This window comes from Tropicibacter naphthalenivorans, from assembly GCF_900176475.1.
Lineage (GTDB): Bacteria > Pseudomonadota > Alphaproteobacteria > Rhodobacterales > Rhodobacteraceae > Tropicibacter > Tropicibacter naphthalenivorans.
In genome coordinates this window covers 16,840-41,105 of record NZ_FWXX01000017.1, presented here as the reverse complement: position 1 = coordinate 41,105, position 24,266 = coordinate 16,840, and the positions used below count along the sequence as shown (strand labels likewise).

22 protein-coding genes are annotated in these 24,266 nt (G+C 64.0%); 8 read left to right on the top strand and 14 right to left on the bottom strand.

What is annotated here, in order from left to right:
• From B9A11_RS19905 to B9A11_RS19870, 8 genes are all read left to right on the top strand, one after another.
• Nucleotides 1–558, top strand: a 558-nt coding sequence (locus B9A11_RS19905; RefSeq protein WP_143595953.1) for an AMP-binding enzyme, incomplete at its 5' end; no start/stop codon positions are given.
• Between the two features lie 6 nt (nucleotides 559–564).
• A complete protein-coding gene (locus tag B9A11_RS19900) occupies nucleotides 565–1,248 on the top strand; it encodes an adenylate kinase (RefSeq protein WP_058249180.1) in 684 nt (227 codons plus the stop codon).
• Nucleotides 1,249–1,384: 136 nt separating this feature from the next.
• A complete protein-coding gene (locus B9A11_RS19895) occupies nucleotides 1,385–1,666 on the top strand; it encodes a DUF4212 domain-containing protein (protein WP_058249174.1) in 282 nt (93 codons plus the stop codon).
• Between the two features lie 5 nt (nucleotides 1,667–1,671).
• Nucleotides 1,672–3,465, top strand: a complete 1,794-nt coding sequence (locus B9A11_RS19890; protein WP_058249173.1) for a sodium:solute symporter family protein — start codon at nucleotides 1,672–1,674, stop codon at nucleotides 3,463–3,465.
• 112 nt (nucleotides 3,466–3,577) lie between these two features.
• Entirely contained in the window at nucleotides 3,578–4,126 is a 549-nt protein-coding gene (locus tag B9A11_RS19885; protein WP_058249172.1) for a dihydrofolate reductase family protein, read from the top strand.
• 5 nt (nucleotides 4,127–4,131) lie between these two features.
• Complete coding sequence (locus B9A11_RS19880) at nucleotides 4,132–5,955, top strand: putative nucleotidyltransferase substrate binding domain-containing protein (RefSeq protein WP_058249171.1); 1,824 nt, start codon at nucleotides 4,132–4,134, stop codon at nucleotides 5,953–5,955.
• Nucleotides 5,956–6,033: 78 nt separating this feature from the next.
• Nucleotides 6,034–6,534: a hypothetical protein gene (locus B9A11_RS19875; protein WP_058249170.1), complete on the top strand. Its 501-nt coding sequence runs from the start codon at nucleotides 6,034–6,036 to the stop codon at nucleotides 6,532–6,534.
• Nucleotide 6,535: 1 nt separating this feature from the next.
• Nucleotides 6,536–7,945 carry a 3'-5' exonuclease gene (locus tag B9A11_RS19870; RefSeq protein WP_058249169.1) on the top strand — a complete coding sequence of 470 codons (1,410 nt, stop codon included), beginning with the start codon at nucleotides 6,536–6,538 and terminating at the stop codon, nucleotides 7,943–7,945.
• An 18-nt stretch (nucleotides 7,946–7,963) separates the two neighbouring features.
• Here the strand turns inward: B9A11_RS19870 and B9A11_RS19865 are convergent, their stop codons facing one another.
• The 14 genes from B9A11_RS19865 to B9A11_RS19805 form a co-directional block, all read right to left on the bottom strand.
• Nucleotides 7,964–10,021: a 3-hydroxyacyl-CoA dehydrogenase NAD-binding domain-containing protein gene (locus tag B9A11_RS19865; protein WP_058249168.1), complete on the bottom strand. Its 2,058-nt coding sequence runs from the start codon at nucleotides 10,019–10,021 to the stop codon at nucleotides 7,964–7,966.
• Between the two features lie 23 nt (nucleotides 10,022–10,044).
• Complete coding sequence (locus tag B9A11_RS19860) at nucleotides 10,045–10,962, bottom strand: helix-turn-helix transcriptional regulator (RefSeq protein ID WP_058249167.1); 918 nt, start codon at nucleotides 10,960–10,962, stop codon at nucleotides 10,045–10,047.
• A gap of 85 nt (nucleotides 10,963–11,047) precedes the next feature.
• On the bottom strand, nucleotides 11,048–11,479 hold the full coding sequence (locus tag B9A11_RS19855) for an acyl-CoA thioesterase (RefSeq protein WP_058249166.1): 432 nt from the start codon (nucleotides 11,477–11,479) through the stop codon (nucleotides 11,048–11,050).
• 106 nt (nucleotides 11,480–11,585) lie between these two features.
• A complete protein-coding gene (boxA, locus tag B9A11_RS19850) occupies nucleotides 11,586–12,767 on the bottom strand; it encodes a benzoyl-CoA 2,3-epoxidase subunit BoxA (RefSeq protein ID WP_058249165.1) in 1,182 nt (393 codons plus the stop codon).
• 124 nt (nucleotides 12,768–12,891) lie between these two features.
• Entirely contained in the window at nucleotides 12,892–13,059 is a 168-nt protein-coding gene (locus B9A11_RS21965; protein ID WP_186009228.1) for a hypothetical protein, read from the bottom strand.
• Nucleotides 13,060–13,186: 127 nt separating this feature from the next.
• Nucleotides 13,187–14,638: a benzoyl-CoA 2,3-epoxidase subunit BoxB gene (gene boxB, locus B9A11_RS19845; RefSeq protein ID WP_058249164.1), complete on the bottom strand. Its 1,452-nt coding sequence runs from the start codon at nucleotides 14,636–14,638 to the stop codon at nucleotides 13,187–13,189.
• A 152-nt stretch (nucleotides 14,639–14,790) separates the two neighbouring features.
• On the bottom strand, nucleotides 14,791–16,452 hold the full coding sequence (boxC, locus tag B9A11_RS19840) for a 2,3-epoxybenzoyl-CoA dihydrolase (RefSeq protein ID WP_058249163.1): 1,662 nt from the start codon (nucleotides 16,450–16,452) through the stop codon (nucleotides 14,791–14,793).
• A gap of 125 nt (nucleotides 16,453–16,577) precedes the next feature.
• Complete coding sequence (locus tag B9A11_RS19835) at nucleotides 16,578–17,018, bottom strand: DUF309 domain-containing protein (RefSeq protein WP_083499955.1); 441 nt, start codon at nucleotides 17,016–17,018, stop codon at nucleotides 16,578–16,580.
• Entirely contained in the window at nucleotides 17,018–17,836 is an 819-nt protein-coding gene (locus tag B9A11_RS19830) for an alpha/beta fold hydrolase (protein WP_058249162.1), read from the bottom strand. The genes B9A11_RS19835 and B9A11_RS19830 overlap by 1 nt, the downstream gene beginning before the upstream one ends.
• Nucleotides 17,836–19,377 (bottom strand): benzoate-CoA ligase family protein, encoded by a 1,542-nt coding sequence (locus tag B9A11_RS19825; protein ID WP_058249161.1) that lies wholly within the window; start codon nucleotides 19,375–19,377, stop codon nucleotides 17,836–17,838. The genes B9A11_RS19830 and B9A11_RS19825 overlap by 1 nt, the downstream gene beginning before the upstream one ends.
• A 225-nt stretch (nucleotides 19,378–19,602) precedes the next feature.
• Entirely contained in the window at nucleotides 19,603–21,396 is a 1,794-nt protein-coding gene (locus tag B9A11_RS19820) for a feruloyl-CoA synthase (protein WP_058249160.1), read from the bottom strand.
• Between the two features lie 26 nt (nucleotides 21,397–21,422).
• Complete coding sequence (locus B9A11_RS19815; RefSeq protein ID WP_058249159.1) at nucleotides 21,423–22,184, bottom strand: SDR family NAD(P)-dependent oxidoreductase; 762 nt, start codon at nucleotides 22,182–22,184, stop codon at nucleotides 21,423–21,425.
• A gap of 120 nt (nucleotides 22,185–22,304) precedes the next feature.
• Nucleotides 22,305–23,618 (bottom strand): TRAP transporter large permease, encoded by a 1,314-nt coding sequence (locus B9A11_RS19810; protein ID WP_058249158.1) that lies wholly within the window; start codon nucleotides 23,616–23,618, stop codon nucleotides 22,305–22,307.
• Nucleotides 23,615–24,208, bottom strand: coding sequence for a TRAP transporter small permease (locus B9A11_RS19805; protein WP_058249157.1), 594 nt, complete (start codon nucleotides 24,206–24,208; stop codon nucleotides 23,615–23,617). The genes B9A11_RS19810 and B9A11_RS19805 overlap by 4 nt, the downstream gene beginning before the upstream one ends.
• Nucleotides 24,209–24,266: the final 58 nt, after the last annotated feature.

The window sequence follows — 24,266 nt, the reverse complement described above, 5'->3', positions numbered from 1 at the left end:
CTGAAAGACAGCTGGCCGGGCCAGATGCGCACCGTCTGGGGCGACCACGAGCGTTTTGAAAAGACGTACTTCTCGGATTACAAAGGCTATTACTTCTCGGGTGACGGCTGCCGCCGCGACGCCGATGGCGATTACTGGATCACCGGCCGCGTCGATGACGTGATCAACGTGTCCGGTCACCGCATGGGGACCGCCGAAGTCGAATCGGCGCTTGTGGCCCATGAAAAGGTCGCCGAGGCCGCGGTTGTGGGCTACCCGCACGAGATCAAGGGCCAGGGCATCTATTGCTACGTGACCCTGATGAACGGCGTCGAGCCGACCGAGGACCTGCGCAAGGAGCTGCGCACCTGGGTCCGCACCGAGATCGGCCCGATTGCCTCGCCGGACCTGATCCAATGGGCACCGGGCCTGCCGAAAACCCGCTCGGGCAAGATCATGCGCCGCATCCTGCGCAAGATCGCCGAGAACGACTACGGCGCTTTGGGCGACACCTCCACCCTCGCCGACCCTTCCGTCGTCGACGATCTCATCGAGAATCGTGCGAACAAGGGGGCCTGAATGATGATGGATGGCGCTACAACCGTGATCGCCCCGGTTCTGATCCTGCTCGGCCCTCCCGGGGCCGGCAAAGGCACCCAAGCCCGGATGCTCGAAGAGAAATTCGGCCTCGTGCAGCTCTCCACCGGGGACCTGCTGCGCGAAGCCGTGGCCCAAGGCACCGAGGCGGGCAAAGCCGCCAAGGCCGTGATGGAAGCGGGCGAGCTGGTCAGTGACCAGATCGTCATCGACATCCTGCGCGATCGTCTGGCGCAAAGCGACTGCCAGCGCGGCGTGATCCTTGATGGCTTTCCGCGCACCACCGTGCAGGCGCAGGCGCTCGACAAACTGCTGGAGGAATCCGGGCAGAAGATCGACGCGGCCATCAGCCTCGACGTCGACGACGCCGCCATGGTGACCCGCATCAGCGGGCGCTACACCTGCGCGGGCTGCGGCGAGGGCTATCACGACACGTTCAAGCAACCGGCGACGGCGGGCACCTGTGACAAGTGCCAAGGCACTGATTTCAAACGCCGTGCCGACGACAATGCCGAAACGGTCGCCAGCCGTCTGGAAGCGTACCACGCCCAGACCGCCCCCTTGATCGACTACTACGCCAAGGCCGGTGCGCTGAGCCGCATCGACGCCATGGGCGCAATCGACAGCATCGCCGCCGATCTGGCCGCGATCGTCAAGACCGCCACCGCATAACCGCAGTGACGCAACCCCTAGCCGTCTCGCGCCCGTCGCGCGGGGCGGCACGGGCCCTTTGGGTGGGGCCAAGTGAGCGGGCGCAACCGGACCCCAACCCGGAACGCGTCTTTTTGGAGGAAGAGGAGGACCCGCCATGGCGGATCACAACACAAACGCCGCACAGGCCGAGAGCGACAAGCGCTATTGGGCCGCGAACGTGCGGATCATTCTGGTGTCCTTGGTCATCTGGGCCATCGTGCCCTTTGGCTTTGGCATTCTGCTGCGCCCGATGTTCTCGGGGATCACGATCGGCGGCTCGGACCTGGGCTTTTGGGTCGCGCAACAAGGCTCGATCATCGTCTTCTTGGCGCTGATCTTTTTCTACGCCTTCCGCATGAACAAGCTCGACCGTGAATTCGGCGTGGACGAGGAATAAGGCACATGGATCAGTTTACCATTAACCTGCTGTTCGTGGGCGCGTCGTTTGCGCTCTATATCGGCATCGCGATCTGGGCCCGCGCGGGCTCGACCTCGGAATTCTACGCGGCGGGCCGCGGCGTGCACCCGGTCACCAACGGCATGGCGACCGCGGCGGACTGGATGTCGGCGGCCTCCTTCATCTCGATGGCCGGTCTGATTGCCTTTGTCGGCTATGACAACTCGTCCTTCCTGATGGGCTGGACCGGCGGTTACGTGCTGCTGGCGCTGCTGCTGGCGCCTTACCTGCGCAAGTTCGGCAAGTTCACCGTGTCCGAGTTCATCGGCGACCGTTTCTACAGCCCCACCGCGCGCCTTGTGGCCGTTCTGTGCCTGATCGTTGCGTCGCTGACCTACGTGATCGGCCAGATGCAGGGCGTCGGCATCGCCTTTGGCCGTTTCCTTGAAATGGACGAAGACACCGCCGTGATCATCGGCGCGGCCGTGGTGTTTGCCTACGCCGTGTTCGGCGGCATGAAGGGTGTGACCTACACGCAGGTCGCGCAGTACTGCGTGCTGATCCTGGCCTACACCATCCCGGCTGTGTTCATCTCGCTGCAACTGACCGGCAACCCGATCCCGGCGCTTGGCCTGTTCGGTGAGACCACCGGCGCCGAAGGCTCTGTCGCGCTGCTGACCAAGCTGGACCAGATCGTCACCGACCTTGGCTTTGCCGAGTACACGGCGGCGAATGGCGACACCTTCAACATGGTGCTGTTCACCCTGTCGCTGATGATCGGTACTGCCGGTCTGCCGCACGTGATCATGCGCTTCTTCACCGTGCCCAAGGTGTCCGACGCCCGTTGGTCCGCTGGCTGGGCGCTGGTGTTCATCGCGCTGCTGTACCTGACGGCCCCCGCCGTTGGCGCAATGGCCCGCCTGAACATCACCGAACAGTTCTGGCCGAACGGCGCATCGGGCGAGCCGGTGTCCACCGAGACCATCGCCACCGATCCGGCCTATGACTGGATGGCGACTTGGCAGCAGACCGGCCTGCTGGGCTGGGAAGACAAGAACGGCGACGGCAAGATTGCGTATTTCAACGACAAGAACGCCGAAACCGTGGCAGCCATGGAAGCGGCTGGCTGGGGCTCTGAGAACGAGCTGACCAAGTTCAACCGCGACATCCTGGTTCTGGCGAACCCGGAAATTGCCAACCTGCCGTCCTGGGTGATCGGTCTGGTGGCTGCGGGTGGTCTGGCGGCGGCGCTGTCCACCGCGGCGGGTCTGCTGCTGGCGATCTCTTCGGCGGTCTCGCACGACCTGCTCAAGGGCCAGCTGACCCCGGACATGTCTGAAAAGTCGGAAATGATGTCGGCGCGTGTGTCCATGGCCATCGTGATCGTGATCGCGACCATTCTGGGCATGAACCCCCCGGGCTTTGCGGCGCAAACCGTGGCTCTGGCCTTTGGTCTGGCAGCGGCGTCGATCTTCCCCGTGCTGATGATGGGCATCTTTACCAAGGTGAACAACAAGGGCGCCGTGGCAGGCATGATTGCCGGTCTGGTTGTGACCTTGATCTACATCTTCCTGCACAAGGGCTGGTTCTTCATCGCGGGCACCAACAGCTTTACCGATGCGGATCCCCTGCTGGGCACCATCAAGTCGACCTCGTTCGGCGCGATTGGCGCACTGATCAACTTTGCCGTGGCGTTCACCGTGTCCAAGATGACCGCCCCGATCCCGCAAGAGATCGAAGAGTTGGTCGAATCCGTGCGCGTTCCGCGTGGCGCGGGTGCCGCAGTCGAAGGCCACTAAACACGTGGGGGGCACAACCTTTACCCCCTACCCTTTGCCAAACGCTCCCGTTCCGCGTAAGCGGGACGGGAGTTTCGTTTGACAGACCCAAATCCGGAGTATCCTATCCGCCATGATCAACGGACATGTATTCATCGCGACCAGCCTCGACGGCTTTATTGCCCGCGCCGACCACGAGATCGACTGGCTGGAAAAACAACCCGTCGAAGGCGAGGACCACGGCTATGACGCCTTCATCGGCCGCGTCGATGGCATCGTGATGGGATCAAACACGTTCCGCCGCGCGCTGGACTTTGAAGAATGGCCCTACACCCTGCCGGTGGTGGTGCTGAGCCAGTCGCTGACGCTGGACGACATCCCCGCCGATTTGCAGGACAAGGTCCGCCTGACCCGCGCCCGCCCCTTTCGGCTGATGCAGGCGCTGGAAAAAGAAGGCTGGAAGAACGTCTACGTGGATGGCGGCTCTGTGGTGCAGTCGTTCCTGCGGGCCGATCTGATCCGAGAGATCACCATCACCACCGTGCCGATCCTGCTGGGCCATGGCCGCCGCCTGTTCGGCGCGCTGGACCGCGACATGGATCTGGAGCTGGAAGACGTGAACGCCTATCCGTCGGGTCTGGTGACCTGTCGCTACGTGATCCCTGCGCAACAACAGGACTAAGGCCCATGCCCCTCGATTTGCCCACGCTGACACGGTTTTTATCGGGGGTGCACCCCTATGACGCGCTGGGGCCAGAGGTTCTGGCCGAGCTTGCGCCGCAATTCCGCGCGCGCAGCATTGCGGCGGGCCAAGACGTGTATGCCTTGGGCGAAGCGCTGGAGGGGCTCTACTTGATCCACGAAGGCGCGGTTGAGGTGCGCGACCAGAACGGCGCACAGCTGTCCTTGCTGGGGCCGCGCAACTCTTTTGGCGAGCGGGGGCTGGTGCGTGATGGCCGCGCCGTGACCTCGGCCCGCACGGTGCAGGACAGCACGCTGTTGGTGCTGCCCAAGGGCGATTTCCTGCGCCTGATTGAAACCCATGCCGGGGTGCAGCGCTTCTTTGACCGCACTAGGCCTGTGAAACCCAAGCGTTCCGATCTGGCGACCTCGCGCGTGGAAACCTTGATGGCGACCACCCCTCTGACCTGCGGCCCGGACGCCACGGTCCAAGAGGCCGCGCGCCTGATGGCCGACCGCCATGTGTCCTCGATTTGCGTAACGGTTGGGGATGCCCTGCACGGCATCGTCACCATCCGCGACATGTCCGGCAAAGTCGTCGCGGGGGCGCTGCCCATGACCACGCCGATTTCGCAGATCATGACGGCGGACCCGGTGTCTTTGCCGCCCTGCGCCATCGGCTCTGACGTGCTGCATATGATGATGGAACGGCGCATCGGCCACGTGCCGGTCGTCGAGGCGGGCAAACTGGTGGGCATCGTCACCCAGACCGACCTGACGCGCTTTCAGGCGATGACCTCGGCCGAGCTGGTCTCGGAAATCGCCCATGCGCCGGACGCCGCCGCCATGGCCCGCGTCACCGCGCGCATCCCCGACCTGCTGGTGCAACTGGTGGCGGGCGGCAACCGCCACGAAGTTGTCACGCGCCTGATCACCGATATCGCCGACACCGCAACGCGGCGGCTGCTGGCCTTGGGCGAAGAGCGCTTTGGCCCCGCGCCGGTGCCCTACCTGTGGCTGGCCTGCGGCAGCCAGGGGCGGCAGGAACAGACCGGCGTCAGCGATCAGGACAACTGCCTGATCCTCGACGACGCGGTCACGCCCGAACAAATGCGCTATTTCAAGGACTTGGCGGGCTTTGTCTGTGACGGGCTGAACACCTGCGGCTATGTTTATTGCCCCGGCGACATGATGGCGACGGCGGACCGCTGGTGCCAACCGTTGCGCGTGTGGCGCGACTATTTCGACGGCTGGATCGCCAAACCGTCGCCCGAAGCGCAGATGCTGGCCTCTGTCATGTTCGACCTGCGGCCCATCGGCGGGACCGTTTCGCTGTTCGACGACCTTCAGGAGCAAACGCTGGCCAAGGCGGCCAAAAACTCGATCTTTGTGGCGCATATGGTCAGCAACTCGCTGAAGCACACGCCGCCATTGGGGCTGCTGCGCGGCTTTGCGACGATCCGCTCGGGCGAACACAAGAACCAGCTGGATATGAAGCACAACGGCGTGGTGCCGGTGGTCGATCTGGGCCGCGTCTACGCGTTGCAAGGCCAACTGACCGAGGTGAACACGCGGGCAAGGCTAGAGGCGGCACGCCATGCCGGCGTGCTGAGCCAAAGCGGCGGCCAGGACCTGCTGGACGCCTACGATTTGATCGCCGAAACCCGGCTGGAGCATCAGGCCAAACAGATCAAAAGCGGGGCCGCGCCGGACAATTACCTTGCGCCATCGGACCTGTCGGACTTTGAGCGAAGTCATTTGCGCGACGCCTTCGTGGTGGTCAAATCGCTGCAATCGGCCGTGGGGCACGGCAAAGGAATGTTGTCCTGACGCGGATCAAATTCCTTTCAAGGAATTTGCAAATCTTTTGAAAAAGATTTGGGCCGCGCGGGAGAAAAGGGGGGAGACATGTTTATCGAACTGATCGCGGTGTTTATCGCGGGCTTTGCCGGTGCGGGCGTCATGATGTTGCTTGCCAAGATCACCGGAGGGCGTTTGCCCAAATGGCTGGTTCCGCTTGGCGCAGGGGCGGCCATGCTCGCCACTGGCATCTCGAACGAATACACATGGTACAGCCGCACCGCCGCCGCGCTGCCAGAGGGGGTCACCGTCGCGCAAAGCATCGAGTCCCGCGCGCTCTGGCGGCCCTGGACCTACGTCTTTCCCATGACGGACCGTTTTGTCGCTGCGGACACCGCAGCGTTGCGCCCAAATGCCGACACCGCCGGGCTGTACCTGACAACCCTCTACTTCTTTGGCCATTGGCGCCCCACCCAATCCGTCGAGGTCATGGTCGACTGCACCGCCATGCGCCGTGCCGACCCGGCGCTGGGGGATGGCTCCCCCCCCGTTTGGCGGGACGTGGGCGCCGACGATCCGGTGGTCAAAACCGTCTGCGAGGCCGTTTGACATGCTCACACAGCTTAGTCTCCGCCTGCGCATCTTTCTGTTCTTTTGCCTGCTGGGGGGCGGCGGCGCGGCCATCGCCCTTGCGGCGATCTGGCTGGGGTACGCGCGCGTTGCCGAAACCTCGGTCGCCGATGGCTTTGTCTTTGCCGCCACGCTCACTTGTTTCGGCATTCTTGCGCTGACCGCCGGGGTCTGGCTGCTGTTTGACGAGAATGTCGCCAAACCGATCGAGCGTCTGTCCGCCGAGATGCGCGCCCGCGCCCATGCGGGCATTGACCGCGAGGTCGATACGACCTCGGCCCGCTACCTTGGCGATCTGGCCCCCGCCGCCAGTGCCGTCACCGAGGCGCTGTCGCAGACCGCCCTGTCCACCGCCGCGCGCATTGCCGCCGAGACAGAGCGCCTGTCCGCCGAAAAGGCCCAGTTGACCGCGCTGCTGACCGAAATCCCCGTGGCGACGATCCTTGTCAATCCCGCCGGGCAAATCGTCCTCTACGATGGTCAGGCCGCAGAAGTGCTGTCTGGCCAAGGGGTTGCGCGCCTGAACGCCGCGATCTCGGACTACTTTGACAGCGCAAGTCTGGATGCCGCCCGCCAGCGGATGCACAAAACCGGCAAGGACGTGTCCTTTATCGCCAAGGGCCACGATGGCCAGCAAAGCTATGACGCCCGGATGAAACCCATGGACGCGGGCGGCTATATGTTGATCATCGACGCAGCCCATGTGAACCTCGCCCCAGAGGCTGCGCGCCCGCTGGTCTATGACTTTGACCTGCTCGACCAGCGCCCCGGCGGGGCCATCGAGGACACGCCGCTGCGCGCGCTCAGCTATACGGTCTTTGACACCGAAACCACCGGGCTCTTGCCGCACAAGGACGACATCGTGCAGATCGGCGCGGTCCGCGTGGTCAATGGCCGCATCGTCCCCGGCGAGCAGATCGACCAGCTTGTCGACCCCGGTCGCCCGATTCCGCCCGCCTCGACCCGCGTGCACCACGTCACCGACGCCATGGTCGCGGGCAAGCCCGACGTCGCCGAGGCAGGGCGGCAGTTCCATAAGTTCGCCAAGGGCTCTGTCATCGTGGCGCATAACGCGCCCTTCGACATGGCGTTCCTGCACCGGGACAAAGCCCGCATGGGCGTCGAGTGGGACAACCCCATTCTCGACACGGTGCTCCTGTCGGCGGTGCTGTTCGGCGCGTCGCAGACCCACACGTTGGACGCGCTGTGCCAGCGTTTGTCGATCACCATCCCGCCCGATTTGCGCCACACAGCTCTGGGCGATGCGGTCGCCACGGCGCAGGTCTTGGTGCACCTTCTGCCCATGCTCGAAGCGCGCGGCATGACCACCTTTGGCGAGGTTCTGGCAGAGACGCGCCGCCATGGGCGCTTGCTCGAAGACCTGAACTAACTCAGACCTTCCAATGCCTTAGCGGACCTCGGCCAGCGTCACACCCTTGTCGAGGCACTCGCGCAGCAAGGGCGACGGGGTCCAGACGACGGGGTCTTCGGCGGCCAATTCTTCGAGCTTGGCGACAATGTTCGCCACACCCAAACTGTCGGCGTAGTGCATCAGCCCGCCCCGCCAGCGCGGAAAGCCATAGCCGAACACCGTCACCAGATCGACGTCACGGGCGCTGGCGGCGATGCCTTCGTTCAGGATGTCGCAAGCCTCGTTGATCATCGCCAAGACCAGCCGCCCGCGAATTTCATCCGCGCCATAGTCGGTGCGTGTGATCCCGGCGAAATGCGCCTCTTCCAGCGCCAGATCGGCCACAATCGGGTCTTCGACCTTGCCGTTGCCACCGGGGTAGCGATACCAGCCCGCACCCGTTTTGCGCCCCAGCTTGCCCAGCTCGACCATGCGGTCCGCGATGGGGATGTAGCGGCGGTTCGGGTCGCGCGTGGCGTCCTGACGGCGGCGGTTGGCGTGGGCAATATCCAGCCCGGACAGGTCCTGCGCCTCGTAAGGGCCCATGGCGTAACCGAAATCCACCATGGCCTCGTCCACCTCCCACGGGGTCGAGCCGTCCATAAAGACCGTGTCCGCCGCCTCGCGGTAGCGCGCCAGAATGCGGTTGCCGATGAACCCGTCGCAGACGCCCGCCAGCACCGGGATCTTGCGCAACGCCTTGCCAAGCGCATAGCCCGTCGCCAGCGCCCGGTCCGAACTCGCGGCCCCGCGCACGATTTCCAGCAGCTTCATGATATGCGCCGGAGCAAAGAAATGCAGGCCGACGACGCGGCTGGGGTCGCTCACCGTTGCGGCGATCTCATCGAGGTCAAGGTACGAGGTGTTCGAGGCAAGGATCGCCTCGGCGGGCAGCGCCGCTTCGAGCTTGGCGAAAACTTCGCGCTTGACGTCCATGCTCTCAAACGCCGCCTCAATGGCCAGCGTACAGGCCGCCGCCTCGCCATAGTCGGCGCTGTAGGTGATGCGCGCGCGGCGGTCCTCGGCCCCGGCCTCGGAGATCAGCCCGCGTTTCAGGCTGGCGTCGATGATCTTTTCAACGTTCTCCTGCGCGCGCACCACGCCTGCGGCGTCGGTTTCCAACAGGACCACGCGCTTGCCCGCGTTCAGCAAAGCATAGGCGATCCCCGCCCCCATGGTGCCGCCGCCGACCACGGCGATCTGATCCAGCGGCGCGGGGGCTTCGGTCAGCCAATCGGGGGCCTTGGCGGCGCGCTCGGCAAAGAACATGTGCCGCAGGGCGCGGGCTTGGTCGCCGACGCGCAGGTCCAAAAAGGTCTGACGCTCGTCGGCCAGCCCCTCGGCCATAGGCCGTTCAGAGGTGGCGGCGATGAGTTCCACCGCGCGGTGCGGCGCGATCTGGTTCGGCAGTTTCTTGGCGACCACGGCAAAGGCCGCTGCGATGGCGTCGTCCTCGCGCTCAGGGCGTGGCAGGTCGCAAATCGGGTTCGCAAGTTCAAGGCTGCCCTCGTCCAGATGCACCGCGACCTGCACAGGATCGTCGGAAATCCCGTCGATCAGGCCAAGGGTCTCGGCCTCTTCGGCCTTGATCGCCTGCCCCGTGGGGATCAGGGCCAGCGCTGCTTTCATGCCAATCAGGCGCGGCAGGCGCTGGGTCGCACCAGAGCCGGGCACGATGCCCAGATTGACCTCGGGAAAGCCCAGCACCGTGCCGGGGCGCGCGATGCGATAGCGGCAGGCCAGCGCCAGTTCCCCGCCCCCGCCCAAGGCCACGCCGTTGATGGCGGCGATCCACGGCGTCTCGGACCGTTCAATGCGATTAACCACATCGTTCAGCTGCGGGTCGAGCGCGGGGCCGTCGAATTCGCGCGCATCTGCGCCGGCGGCAAAGGCTTTGCCCGCGCCGGTCAGCACCACGCGGGTGACCCCGTTGATGGGCAGGCTGTCCAGCACCTCGGCCAGCCCGGCGCGCATCGCCTGCCCAATGGCATTGACCGGCGCGTTTTCCATTTCCACGATCAGGGCGGCGCCCTCGCGTCGGGTGTTCACCTTCATTGTGACGCCTTTCCAGGGAGTTATCAGTCTAAGAAGTGCTGCTCGGCGATCAGCGCCTGCAACTGCGCAAGGCTGTCCTCGACGCTATGGCCAGAGGTATCGAGCTGCGCATGGGCGCGTTCGTACAGAGCTTCGCGCGCCTTGAGGATGGTTTTGAGCTGCGCCATGGCTTCGGGATTTCCGGCCATGGGACGTTCGTCCCCTTGGGCGCGCACGCGGTGCATGTGGTCCTGAGCGCTGGCCTTGAGCCAGATGGTGTGGAAATGCGAAAGCAGCCGGTTGAAGGTCGCAGGCTCCGCCACGATGCCCCCCGCCACGGCAAGGATCATCCGGTCGTGGGTGGCGATGACGCGGTCGAGCGCGTCGGCCTCGAGCTTGCGATAGCCCTCTTGGCCATAAAGCGCCATGATTTCATCCACCGGCATCCCGCCAGTCTGTTCGATCTCGCGGTTGAGTTCGACAAACGGCAGGTCGAGCGCCGCGCCCAATTTGCGGCCCAGCGTCGATTTGCCCGCGCCGCGCAGGCCGATCAGGCAGACACGCCCCGCCCGCTGGCCACGCCCCGGTGCGGCGGTCAGCAGATCAAGGATTTCCTGTTGCTTGGCGCGGTCCGCGACGCGGAATTGCTCGGTGACGCGCAGCACGTCCGAATTCCACGGATCCTCTTGGCCGACCAGCCATTCGATGCGGAAATCCAGCGCCATGGCGACGCGCATGAGCAGGCCGATCGAGATATTGCCCTCGCCGCTTTCGAGCTGCGCAAGATAGCGCGGCGAGACGCCGGACATCTCGGACAGCACCCGGCGCGGGATATTGCGCCGCTCGCGCGCGTGGCGCACCCGTTCGCCGACACGGGCCATCAGGCGGGCCACCTCTGTGTCGATCAGCGCGGTGCTGTCGACCTTGGTGGTTTTGCCGGAAAAAGAGGTGATCTCTGCCATGTCGCCTGCGGGTTATGAATTATAATGCACAGTTTAATGGCTTGGCGGGGTGGCGCAAGCGCTGCTGCCTGTTTTGGGAGCAGTTTTACGCATCGTCCCGCAGGTATTTCAGCACATGGGCGCGCACGTCGGCAGGCGGCGGGGATTTGGCGAAGGCTTCGGCGGTGACGAAGACGTTGGTGAAGCTGCCTTCGAAGCAGAGCGTGCCGTTCTGGCGGCCAATGACGCGGAAGGAGATGGAGGTGGTCCCAAGGCGGGTCGGGTAGACGTCGCAGAGCAGGCGGTGACGCGGGGTGACCGGCGCGCGGAAGTCGATGTTCATATTGACGAAGGGTGTGCCAAAGCCGTGGTCGGTTTCCATCTGGAACCAGCCCTCCCCGTAGGTGTCTTCCCACCAGGCGTTGATGGCGTCGAGCGCGAACCACGGGATGCGGGCGGTGTAGACGATTTTCGCCGGGTCGCAGTCGGCCCAGCTGACGCGGATTTCATGGGTGTAGCTGGGGGGCGATGCGGACATGGGTTTGGCTTTTGACTGTAGATGAGAGGGGGGCGCTGCCCCCCTGCCCTTTGGGCATTCCCCCCGGGATATTTTTAAAGAGAAGAAGACCGGGGGGCTGAGCGTTTTAATAGGTTTCCACGTGGTAGCGGCCTTCTTCGCGCATGGCGTCGCGCAGGGCGGTCCATTGTTGGCCGATGCTTTCGGCGATGTTGGTGAAGGCCAGTTCGACGCCTTCTTCCATGCCGCGCAGGCCGCAGATGTAGATGTGGGTTTTGGGGTCGTTCAGCAGCTCGGCGACCTTGTCTTCCTCTTCGCGCATGACGTCCTGGACGTATTGTTTGGTGCCCTCACGCGAGTAGACGAGGTGTTGGTCGAGCAGGCTTGTCGGGACTTTTTTCAGCGGGCCGAAGTAGGGCAGCGATTTTTCCGTGCGGGCGCCGAAGAACATGGTCATGCCGCCGGATTTGCCGCCCGTGGTGCGCTGGCGGCGCATGGTGAAGGCGCGCATGGGGGCCGAGCCGGTGCCGGTGCAGATCATCAACAGGCGCGCCTCTGGGTCGTCGGGCATCAGGAAGGTGGCGCCGAAGGGCCCGGTGACCTGGACTTCGTCGCCCTGTTTCAGGTCGCAGACGTAGTTGGAGCACAGGCCCATCTCTTCGCGTTTCACGGTCAGGGACAGGTTGTTGTAGTTCGGGCGCTCGCCGTCGCGCGGGGACGAGATCGAGTAGAGCCGCGGCAGGTGCGGGTTGCCGTTTTCATCGGTGCCGGGGGGTATGACGCCGATGCTCTGGCCTTCGAGGACGGGCATGGGGGTGCCGCCGAAGTCGAGGATGATGTGGCGCACGTCATGGGCCGGATCGTTGGTCAGGCGGTAGTTGCCCTGCACCTTGGCGGTGGCGGGCTTGCCCAGCGTGTGCATGTTGATCGACGGCTTGGCGGCGGTCGCCGGTGCCTTGGCCTTGCCCCCGGCCCCCTTGTGGGCATCGGCGAGCAGTTGCGCCATGGCGTCGTCCAGCGCTTCCATGCCGGTGTCCGCCTCGGAGGCACCGAGGTCTTGTTGCTCGGGCAGTTCCATCCAATCGAACTGTTCGTCCACCGAGTAGGGTTCGGCCACAACGCGCCATTCGTCGATCGACCCCGTGGGGCAGACCGGGATGCAGTCCATGCAGAAATTGCATTTGTCCGCGTCGACGACCACGTTGTCGTCGTTGTGAACGATCGCCTCGACCGGGCAGGTCATCTCGCAGGTGTAGCAGCGGATGCAGATTTCGGGGTCGATCAGGTGCTGTTTGATCGGCTTGTTCATGGTGGTTGCCTCCCCTGCTGCCGCGCGTGTCGCGGCGCTGTTCTTTATCATGGCACGCGCGCGAAATGCGGCGAACCCTGGTATGCGTGTCGTTGATTATCTGGGCCGTGTCAGCCGGTTTGCCTTAGCTGTCCCGGCTCAGGATCACATCCGGGACGGACAGCGCCTCAATCAGGGCGGCGCAGACGCCCTGACAGCCCTTGCAGCCGATACACGGCCCCTGAATCGAGACCAGTTCCTGGCCCATGGCCTGTGTGCGCGGCGCGTGGCCGATCATGCGGTCGGTTTTCATCGAAGTCTCCCTGTTCGCGCAGAGGTCGTATCGCGGCGATTGGATAGCGCAGGGCGTTAAGATCGCCTTGCGCCAGATCAAACCCTTTGCGTGTTTTCGTCTAAAAACACGCGCAAGGGGGCGGCAGTTACGCCATGTGCAGCTTGACGTACTCGAAGTCGCCGGGCTTGTTGTCGATGCCGACCTTGGGCGGCGAGATCCACGACGCGTACTGGCCGGGCTCGTAGCAGGGCTTCATCAGCGACTGGATGTAGTCGCCATCGGCCTTGGAGGGCAGCCATTCGTCGCGGCGCTTGGCCCATTCATCGTTCGAGATGATGTTGCCTTCGGGGTCGGCCTTGATCGCGGCAAAGACGCCGATCTGGCGGTGGAACGCCTCGTGCGGCAGGGTCAGTTCAAAGTCGATGCCGGACTTTTCGATCAGCTTGTTCCAGCGGCCAACGCCACCGGCGGCGTCACGGACATAGTCGTCGCGCAGGCGCATGTTGATCGCGGTCAGGGCCGGAACCTCTTCGGCGACAATCAGGCCGTTCTTGACGGTGCGCACGGTGTAGGTGGCGTCCTGAAGCTTGTGGTCGTCGTCGATGCGGGTTTCCATGTAGCGCCCCTTGATGCCCGAGTTAAAGGCATTGGCGGCGTTGGTGGACACCTCTTGACCGAACAGGTCCAGCGACAGCGTGTAGTGAAGGTTCAGCTTTTTCTGGATGGTCGGCAGATCAATGACGCCCAGATCGCGGATCTTGTTGATGTTATAGGGATCGGTGATCCCGGCCTTTTTCATCGCGTCACAGGTCGCCTGAATGGTGCGGCCCACGCCTGTTTCACCGACGAACATGTGGTGCGCTTCTTCGGTCAGCATAAAGCGGCAGGTGCGCGACAGCGGGTCAAAGCCCGACTGAGCCAAGCTTTCCAGCTGCATCTTGCCGTCGCGGTCGGTAAAGTAGGTGAACATGAAGAACGACAGCCAGTCCGGCGTTTCCTCGTTGAAGGCGCCCAGCATCCGCGGCGCTTCGTCCGACCCCGAGGAGCGGCGCAGCAGGTCATCCGCCTCTTCGCGGCCATCCTTGCCGAAGTATTTGAACAGCAGGTAGACCATCGCCCACAGGTGGCGGCCCTCTTCGACGTTCACCTGGAACAGGTTGCGCATGTCATAAAGGGACGGCGCGGTCAGCCCGAGGAAGCGCTGCTGCTCGACCGAGCCCGGCTCGGTGTCGCCCTGAATGACGATCAGGCGCTTGAGCATGTTGCGGTATTCGCCCGGCACCTCTTGCCATGCCAGTTCACCGGCGTGCTCACCCATGGGAATGCGGCGGTCTTCGACCTGCGGCGCCAGCAGAACACCCCAGCGGTATTCCGGCATCTTGACGTAGTCGAACTTGGCCCAGCCCTTGGGGTCCACGGACACGGCGGTGCGCAGGTAGACCATCGATTCCTGGAAGTTCTGCGGGATCAGGTCGTTCCACCAGTTGATGTAACCGGGGTGCCAGCGTTCCAGCGCCTTGAGCACCTTTTTGTCCGACGACAGGCCCACGTTGTTCGGGATCTGCGTGTCATAGCTTACGTTGATCAGATCAAGCATCCTATTCCTCCTCATGTGGCGGGGCACTGGCCCACCGGAAAGTTGATGACGGGGACGGCGCCGGCCGGGACCCGTAGGGTGGGCGCTGTGGCCCACCGTCGGCGCGTCGGGTTAGACACGCTCCATGTCGTGCCGGAGGCGCGCCCGTGTCGTCAGACACGCTCCATGTTGTAGTCGCCGCGCACGCCGGTGCCGTAGCGCTGAAGCGCGCCCGTCTCACCCACCGCGTTCGGACGGTTGAAGATCCAGTTCTGCCACGCGGTCAGGCGGCCAAAGATCCGGGTCTCCATGGTTTCCGGGCCAGCAAAGCGCAGGTTCGCCTCCATGCCGGTCATGGCGTCCGGGCTGAACGAGGCGCGCTCTTCCATGAAGATACGGATTTCGTCTTCCCAGTCGATATCGTCGAGGATCATGGTCACCAGACCCTTTTGGTCGGCGTCCTCGGCCTCCAGCGCCTCGCCCTTGGCCTCTTTGGCGGCGGCCAGAGCGGCGTCGTCATCCAGGAACCGGGTTTCCAGACGGGTCAGACCGTTGCCCATGGGCATGGGGCCAAAGTTGGCGTCGGTCAGGGTGACGGTGGCGATGGGGCGGTTGTCGCCTTCGAACTCGTCTTCCATCATGTAGGTGCGGTCCACCGAGAACAGCAACTCGGCCAGAATGCCGGTAAAGCAAGAGCCGTGCTCGACCAGCGCCACCATCGACCGCGAGGTCACATCGACACGCTTGAGCACGCGCTTCCAGTACTTGAGCACTTCGTTCGCCAGCCAGTGATCGGCGTTGTCCAGCAGCAGTTGTTCGTGGGCGGCAAAGGCTTCGGGGTCGCCTTGGGTCTTGAAGACCATCAGGCCGAGATCTTTTTCGTTCAGGCGCAGGTGCAGGATCGCGTCGTCGAACTCGCGCGCCAGACGCAGCATATAGGCCTGCGCGCCCTGCGCGGTGAAGGCGTCCATATCCGCCGGGGCGGCCTCATCCGGGCCTTTGAGCGTGATGGTGACCTTGCGGCCCGCGCGATCGGCCTGCACTTCGACGAGGCTATAGGTGACAGAGCCATCCTCGTGGAAGGTGCGGTCCAGCGGGGTCAGCTCGATTCCCTTGTCCACGTCAGGCCGGGTCGAGGCAGCGGCGAATTCACGCGCACGCTCTTCGACGGCGGCGTCGAATTTCGAGTTGGCGACAACCTCGTCCACCAGCTTCCAGTCCTGCGCCCGCTTGCCGCGCACGCCCTCTTCGGTCGAGCAGAACACGTCGGCCAGATCGCGGCGCACCTTGCGCTTGTCGGTGACGCGGGTCAGACCGCCGGTGCCCGGCAGAACCGCCAGCAGCGGCACTTCGGGCAGCGAGACGTTGGACGAGCTGTCGTCGGTCAGCATGATGTAGTTACACGCCAGCGCCAGCTCATAGCCGCCGCCCGCGCAGGCGCCCTTGACCGCCGCGATGTACTTTTGACCGCTGTCTTCCTCGGCCGCCTCAAAGGTGTTGCGTGTCTCGTTGGTGAACTTACAGAAGTTGACCTTGTGGCTGTGCGCCGCGCCGCCCAGCATCCGGATGTTCGCACCGGCGCAGAAGATCCGATCCTTGCCGGACTTCATCACCACGGTCTTGACCTCGGGGTGCTCAAAGCGCATCCGCTGCACGATGTCCGCCAGCTCGATGTCGACGCCCAGATCATAAGAGTTCATCTTGAGCTGATAGCCATCGAACAGGCCCGCGTCTTCGTTCACGTCCATGATCAGATTGGCCACGGGGCCGTCGTATTCCACGCGCCAGTGGTTGTACTTGGTCGGATCCACCTGAAAGTCGATACGCTTGGTCATCTTCGGTCTCCTACGTCCTTTTGTGCACTATAGTGCGTATCGCTTTTCCCTCAAAGCAAAATATGCACTATTTTTCTATCTATCAAGCCGGTTTTGGCCAGTTTCTTTGATTTAGTTTCAGTGATTTAGCGCAGCGTGCATTTTATTGCATATTTTTGCGGGCCTCTCGCGATCTTTTTAAGGGCCAGAATCTGCGTCTCGGTCAGGGCCATCACATCCGCGCCGCGCCGGGCCGCCTCAAGCAGGTGCGCCTCTGCCAAGTCGTCCAGACGCTGCGCTGCCGCCTCTCGTCCCATGCGCCGCTTGAGCGCCGCGTTGGCCAGCTGGATCACCCCCTGGATGGCGCAGCGTTCGGCGCTGTTGGGCGGAGCGGCCAGCCAAACCGCCTCCCACAGCTCATGCGCCTCCCAGAAAAAGCCCTCGTGGTACAGATCGAGCCCCAAACGCCACGGCATGCTGGCGGACAGCGCCCCCGGTGCCACCTGCTTGAACCGATCGAACGCCCCTTCGGGGTGGCGCGCGGTCTGGCCCGGCAGGTAGGCAAAAGGGGGCCGCCAATCGGTCATCACGCGGCGTCCGGCTGGGCCTTTTCGATCCGCGCAAGCCGGGTCAGGAACTCTGCCGCGCCGTCCAGAACCGCCTGCGGCTGATCCTGGTGCGGGGCGTGGCGGCAGTCGTCCAGGACCAGCATGTCGACCGGCGCATAGGACCGCTCCTCGACCTCTTGGATCTGGGCGAGCGTGCCGTATTGGTCGTCCTTGCCTTGGATCGCCAAGGTGGGAATCCGAAGGTAATCAATGACATCGGCCACGTGCCACGCTTTGAACCCCGGATCGAGCCAGGCCTCGTTCCAGCCACGAAAGGCGTTGTCCGCGTCGCGGTGATACTTGGCCATCTTGTCGCGCAGATCGGTGGTCTCATAGGCGGTTTTCGCCTTTGCGATCTCCGACAGACCTGTCTCTTCGGTAAAGAAATGCGGCGCCATGAGGATCAGCCCGCGCACGCGGTGATCTTCGACCGACCCGGCATAGATGGCCGCGATGGTCGCGCCGTCAGAATGGCCCATCAGCACGCCGCGCTCGAACCCGAAACCGTCCAGCACCTGCGGCAGCACGTCCAAAGCCTCGCGGGTCATATAGTCCAGCGGGCGCGGCAGATCGGCCGGGTCCGACTGGCCGTAGCCCGCGCGCGAATAGGCAAAGACGCCCCAGCCGGTGGCCTTGGCCAGAGCGGCGGGAAAGTCGCGCCACAGCGCAAGGCACCCCAGCCCCTCGTGCAGCAAAACGATGGTCGGCGCCTCGGACGGGGCGGGGCCAAAGCATTGATACTCCAGCGTTTTACCCCCTGCGGTCAGGGTGCCTTTTGCTTGATCTTGCCAGTTCATCACGCCACCTCGCGCAGTTTGAAACGTTGAATTTTGCCGGTCGCTGTCTTGGGCAGATCCTCGACCACCTCGATCCAGCGCGGGTATTTCCACGCGCCGACCTTTTCCTTGACCAAGGTTTTCAGCTCGGGCAGCACCTTGTCCGCCGCCGCGCCGGGTTTGAGCACGATAAACGCCTGCGGCTTTTCCAGCCCCTCTTCGTCGCGTTTCGGCACAACAGCGGCCTCCAAAACACCGGGGTGCGCGATCAAGGCCTGCTCGACCTCGAACGGCGAGACCCAGATGCCCGACACCTTGAACATGTCGTCGGTGCGCCCGCAGTAGACGAAACGCCCCTCGGCGGTGATTTCGTACTTGTCGCCGGTGCGGGTCCATTCGCCTTCGAACGTGGCACGGGATTTGGACCGCTTGTTCCAGTATCCTTCGGCGGCAGAGGCCCCACGGACCAGCAATTCGCCCACCCCGCCGGGGGCGATTTCCGCGCCGTCCTCGTCGACGCAGCGCAGCTCGTAGCCCGGAACCGCCATGCCGGAGGTGCCGTAAACCACGTCGCCGGGGCGGTTGGACAGGAAGATATGCAGCATCTCGGTGCTGCCCACCCCGTCGAGGATTTCCACGTTCAAGAGCTCTTGCCAGGTGTTGCCGACCTCTTCGGGCAAGGCCTCGCCCGCCGAGATGCACATACGCAGGTTGCTCTGCGGCACCGGGTTGTTCTCGAAATAATGCACCGTCGCGGCATAAAGCGTCGGCACCCCGCAAAAGATCGTAGGCTGCTCATCCGCGATGATCTGGGCGGCCACATCCGGCGTGGGCCGGCCGTTGAACAGCACCGTGGTCGCGCCGACGCTGAGCGGGAAAGTCATCGCGTTCCCAAGACCATAGGCAAAGAAAATCTTGGCGACGGAATAGACCACGTCGTCTTCGCGGATGCCCAGAACCTGCGCGCCGTAGGTGTCGGATGTCGCCTGCAACGCGCCGTGCACGTGGCGCACCCCCTTGGGCTGGCCGGTGGAGCCCGACGAGTACAACCAAAAGGCGCATTCGTCCTCGCCCACGTGAACCGCTTGCTTGGGCGCGGCCCCGGTCAGGAAGTCTTCATAGCTGATGGTGCCCTCGGGGGCCTCGCCGCCGATCACCACGATGGTCTTGAGGTGCGGAGCCTGCGCCGCCGCGGGCATCACCACGTCCAGCAGCTCGTGAGAGACCATCAGGCAGGTCGCGCGGCTGTCCTTGAGGATGAAATCATAGATCGAGGTCGACAGCAGCGTGTTCAGCGCGATCGGGATCACATGGGCCTTGAGCGCGCCCCAGAAAATCTCGGGGTATTCGATCTGGTCCAGCACGATGCAGGCGACGCGCTGCTCCGGCACCACCCCGGCCTGCTCGAACGCCCCGGCGACAAGATCGCTGCGCTGCGCCAATGCGCCGTAAGTCAGGCTGCGTTTGGCCCCGGCCGCCTCGCGAAAGGCGACCTTGTCGGCGCGGCCTTCGTCCACGTGGCGGTCGACGAAATACAGGGCTGCGTTCTGGTTTTCGCTCATGATTTTCCTCCCATCAGCTGCGGGCCGCCGTCCTGTCGCGCAGCTTGGGTCAGGGCGAGTTGCGGCGGGCTCCTCTTCCCGGCGCATCCTGATCCAAGCGATTCCCGGCGGCCTCGCTTGTGCTATATAATGCACATCAACCCGCAGAGTTGCAACGGGAGCTTTCGCCAAATGTGCACTTTTATGCACAAAAAAACCCGAGGCGCGGGCCTCGGGTTTTGTCGGTTAAGCGTGTTCGCCCAGAATGACTGCCGGGTCGGCGTCGTCATAGAGCCGCTGGTAAAGATCGGCCCGCCGCGCCAGCACCTTGCGGAAGTTCAGGTTGCCCTTGGCGGTGATTTCACCGTCGCCAATGCTGGGCGGCTCTGCCAGAACCATCGCCCGCGCGATCCGCGCCGCGGACCCATGCCCCGAGCGCGCCTCAAGCCGCCCGCCGATGGCCTTTTTCAAGGCATCGGACACCAAGGCGCCGTTCTGCGCCTCGCCCATCCCCATCGCCTCGGCGGTGGGGAAGATCAGCACGCCGATTTCGGATTTATCCGCACCGCAGATCACCACGTCAGCGGCAAGCGGGGCCAGTTCCGGGATGACTTCCAGACGCAGGTTCGCCGCACGCACCCATGTGCCGGACAGTAGCTTAAAGTCCTCGGAGATGCGGCCATCGAACCGCAGACCCTTGGTCAGATCGTCCGGGTCCACGAACTTCATCGCGTCGCCGGTGACGAAAAACCCTTCTTCGTCAAAGGCATCGGCAGTCTTTTCGGGATCGTTCAGATAGCCGGGCATGATGTTGGGGCCGCGCACGCGGACCTCGCAGCGCATGTCCTCGTCGGGGATCATCTTGACCTCGACGCCGGTCATGGGCACGCCGACAATGCCCGACATGGTGGTCGGCTCGTGCTGGATCAGGCAGGCGGGCGCGGTTTCCGTCAGCCCCCAGCTGGAGTTCATCAGGGGCACGTCGCCGCGCACATCGCGCGCCATGTCTTCGAGATCGCGCCACACGTCCTGCGGCAGCGACGCGCCGGCATAGAACAGCATGTCGAGATCGCGGAAATAGCTTTCGCGCAGGGCTTTGTCGGTCTTCATCGCGTCGCGCAGATAGGCAAAGCCCACCGGCACGTTGAAGGCCAGCGTGGCGCTGTGTTCGCGGTTGTTTTCCAGCGTGGTGCCGATCATCGCGGGGATCGGCTTGCCGCCGTCGATGTAGAAACTGCCGCCGTTGGACAGCATCATGTTGAAGTTGTGCGAGCCGCCAAAGACGTGGTTCCACGGCAGCCAGTCCATCACTTTCGGCGGCTTGGCCCCAAGAAAGGGCAGCGCGTCGAGGATTTGCGCCTGGTTGGCGCACATCATGCCTTGGGTGGTGATGACCGCCTTGGGGTGCGAGGTCGAGCCAGAGGTCATCAGGTACTTGGCAACCGTGTCCGGCGTGACCTTGGCGGCGGCGGTGTCCACGTCGGCCCCGTCGCCGCGCAGCAGCTCTGCAAAGGGGGTCTGGCCCTCGGCCACGTTGATCGAGACCAGCTTTTCCACGCCGTCGAACAGCTCCAGCGCCAAGCCGTCGGCAAATTTCGCGCCGTCATCGGCGTAGACCATGGCGGGCTTGATGACCTCGGCGCAGTGGATCAGCTGAGGCCGCGCGCCGGGGATCAAGGCGTATTGTTCCGCCAGCGGCACGGTCGGCACGCCGATGTATTGCGCCGCCAGCGCCAACAGGCCGTGGTCGACGCTGTTGCCAGAGATCACCATGATCGGCGTGTTCGGCCCCATGCCGCGCGCCAGCAGCGCCGCCGCAATGGTGCGCACCTGCTCGCGGGTTTCAGCATAGCTGACCTCGCGCCAGCCCTTGCCAGAGCGTTCGGCGATGAACACCGCGTCGGGGGTTTTCTCGGCCCAAGCGTCGACCCAATCGCCGGATTTGCTGGCAACGGGGCTGATGTCATAGGCCGAGCGCAGGATGATCGTGCCGTCGTCGCGGTCTTCGCGGGCAACGGCGTGGGGGCGATACTTGCTCATGTCTTTCCTCCTCCCTTACGCGGCGCTTAGCGCTGCGGCAGACGCACGGCGGCGTCGAGGCGAATGGTCTCGCCGTTCAGGTAGGGGTTGGCGACGATCTGGCTGACCAGCAGGCCGTATTCCTCGGGCATCCCCAGACGGTGCGGGAAGGGTACGTTGGCGACGATGCCGGCGACGGTTTCCTCGGGCAGGCCTTCCATCATGGGGGTGTTGAACAGGCCCGGCGCGATGGCCATGACGCGGATGCCCGGCTTAGCCAGCTCGCGCGCGGCGGGCAGGGACATGGCGGCAATCGCACCCTTCGACGCCGAATAAGCCGCCTGCCCCACCTGACCGTCCTGAAAGGCGACAGAGGCGGTGTTGATGATCACGCCGCGCTCGCCGGTGTCCAGCGGGTCCAGCTCCATCATCTCGCGGGCTGCATAGGACATGACGTTGTAGGTGCCGTAGAGGTTCACCTTGATGGTCTTGTCAAAGACGTCGGTGGACAGCTTGCCCTCGCGGCCCACAATGCGGGCGGCAAGGCCGACCCCGGCGCAGTTCACCGCCACACGGGGCGCGCCCAGCTTTTCCTTGATCTCGGCAATCGCGGCGGCGACGCTCTCCTCGGAGGACACATCGGTCTTGACCGCGTGCCCGCCGATCTCGGCCGCCACCTGCGCGCCGCGCTCGGCGTCGAAATCCAGGATGCCGACCTTGGCGCCCTGCTCGGCCAGCTTGCGTGCCGTTGCCGCACCCAGCCCGCTTGCGCCGCCGGTGACGATCGCAACCAATCCAGAAATATCCATGGTATCCTCCACAATCTTAACTGGCCCAGCCTTGGGGCCGTATCTGCACACGGGCCACGCCCGTCGCTGGAAATGAGTGGGCCGCCAAGGCTCCTCCGCCCCGGCAGCCTCTGCCCCGTCTTAGGGGATCAAGAACAAGGTGATCGCCGGGAACGCCACCAGCAGCACCACGCGGACCAGATCCGACACCACGTAGTAGAGCACCGCCTTGTAGGTCTCGACCATCGGGGTTTCCGGGTCCATCGCGTTGATGACAAACAGGTTCATCCCCACAGGTGGCGTAATCAGCCCCACCTCGACCACGATCAGCACAAGGATGCCGAACCAGATCGCCACGTGCTCTGCGGACATGCCGAAATCCAGCGCCGAGATCACCGGGAAGAAGATCGGGATCGTCAGCAGGATCATCGACAGGCTGTCCATAAAGCAGCCAAAGATCAGGTACAGCACAAGGATCGCCGCCAGCACCATCAAGGGCGACAGGCCAAGGTCCACGACCCACGCCGACAGTTCCTGCGGCACACGGGTGCGCGCGAGGAAGCCGTTGTAGAACGCCGCGCCCAGCACGATGAAAAAGATCATCGCAGAGGACCGCGCGGTGTCGGTAAAGCTGTCGATCAGCGTGCGCCAGGTCAGGCCGCCACTGCTGAGGGCAATGATGCCGGTCCCCAGCGCGCCGACGGCTGCGCCTTCGGTCGGGGTAAAGATACCGCCATAGATGCCGCCCACCACGGCGATGAACACCAGCAGCACCGGCCAGACGTTGATCAGCGCCTGAAAGCGTTCGGACATCGGCACAGGCTCGCGCACGCCCGCCGCATCGGGGTGACGGCGCACATAGATCGACACCGCGATCATATAGCCGATGGCCGCAAGGATGCCGGGGATAAAGGCGGCGAGGAACAGCTTGGCGATGTTCTGCTCGGTCAGGATGGCATAGATCACCAGCACGACCGACGGCGGGATCAGGATGCCCAAGGTGCCGCCCGCAGCCAGCGTCGCGGTGCTGAAACCGCCCTTGTAGCCGTAGGATTTCAGCTCTGGCAGGGCCACGCGGCTCATGGTGGCCGCGGTCGCCAGCGACGAGCCGCAGATCGCACCAAAACCCGCGCAGGCGCCGATGGCTGCCATGGCCACACCGCCCCGGCGGTGGCCCAAAAAGCTTTCGGCGGCCTTGAACAGCGCCTGAGACATGCCGCCCAGCGTGGCGAAATAGCCCATCAGCAGGAACATCGGCACGATCGACAGCGAATAGTTCGAGAAGGTCGTGTAGGCCAGATCCTTGAGCTGTGCCATGGGCAGACGGGTGTTGCCCATCACCAGCCACATGCCGCCAAAGCCGGTCGAGAACATCGCCAGACCAATCGGCACGCGCAGAAAGATCAGCCCCAGAAGAAAGGGGAACGACAGGATTCCGATTTCAAGATTGCTCAATGGTCCGCCCCCACGGCGTTGGGCATGATCGCCCGGCCCGTCAAAAGTTCAATCAGGCGCACAAGCGCCACGTAGACACCGACCGCAGCGGACATCACCGCGCCAAACAGGCTAAGCGCATAGGACCACCAGATCGGGAATTCCAACAGCAGGCTGGTCTGGCCCGAGTTCAGCTTGCGGGCAAAGCCTTCGTTCAGCTGCATGGCGATGACCACCAGCACGGCGGCGAACAGCGCCGCGATCAGCACTTCTAGCACGCGGTTCACGCCGCGCGGCAGAAAGTTGGTAAACACGTCAACCGACGCGTGCCCGCCGGTGACCGTGCAGAACGGCAGGAACGCGAAAATGCAAAAGGCCATGCCGGCCTCGACCATTTCGAAATCGCCTCGGATCGCGCCAACCCCTGCGTCGATCAGCCCCTGAGCCATGCCGGGCAGGATGCCCGCAGACGCCATCGCGTGCAGCACAGAGTTGCTGGCGCGGCCAAGGATCGAAATACAGGTGATCAGGATCAACAAGGTCAAGACGGCCCCGCCCAGCATTGCCATCAAACGGGCGATGCCGAGGACCAAGCGATGAACGCTTTGCATGAATTTCCCCTCGTAGAATTGGGGCCGCAACCTGTGCTGCGGCCCCGTTTAGGTCTGA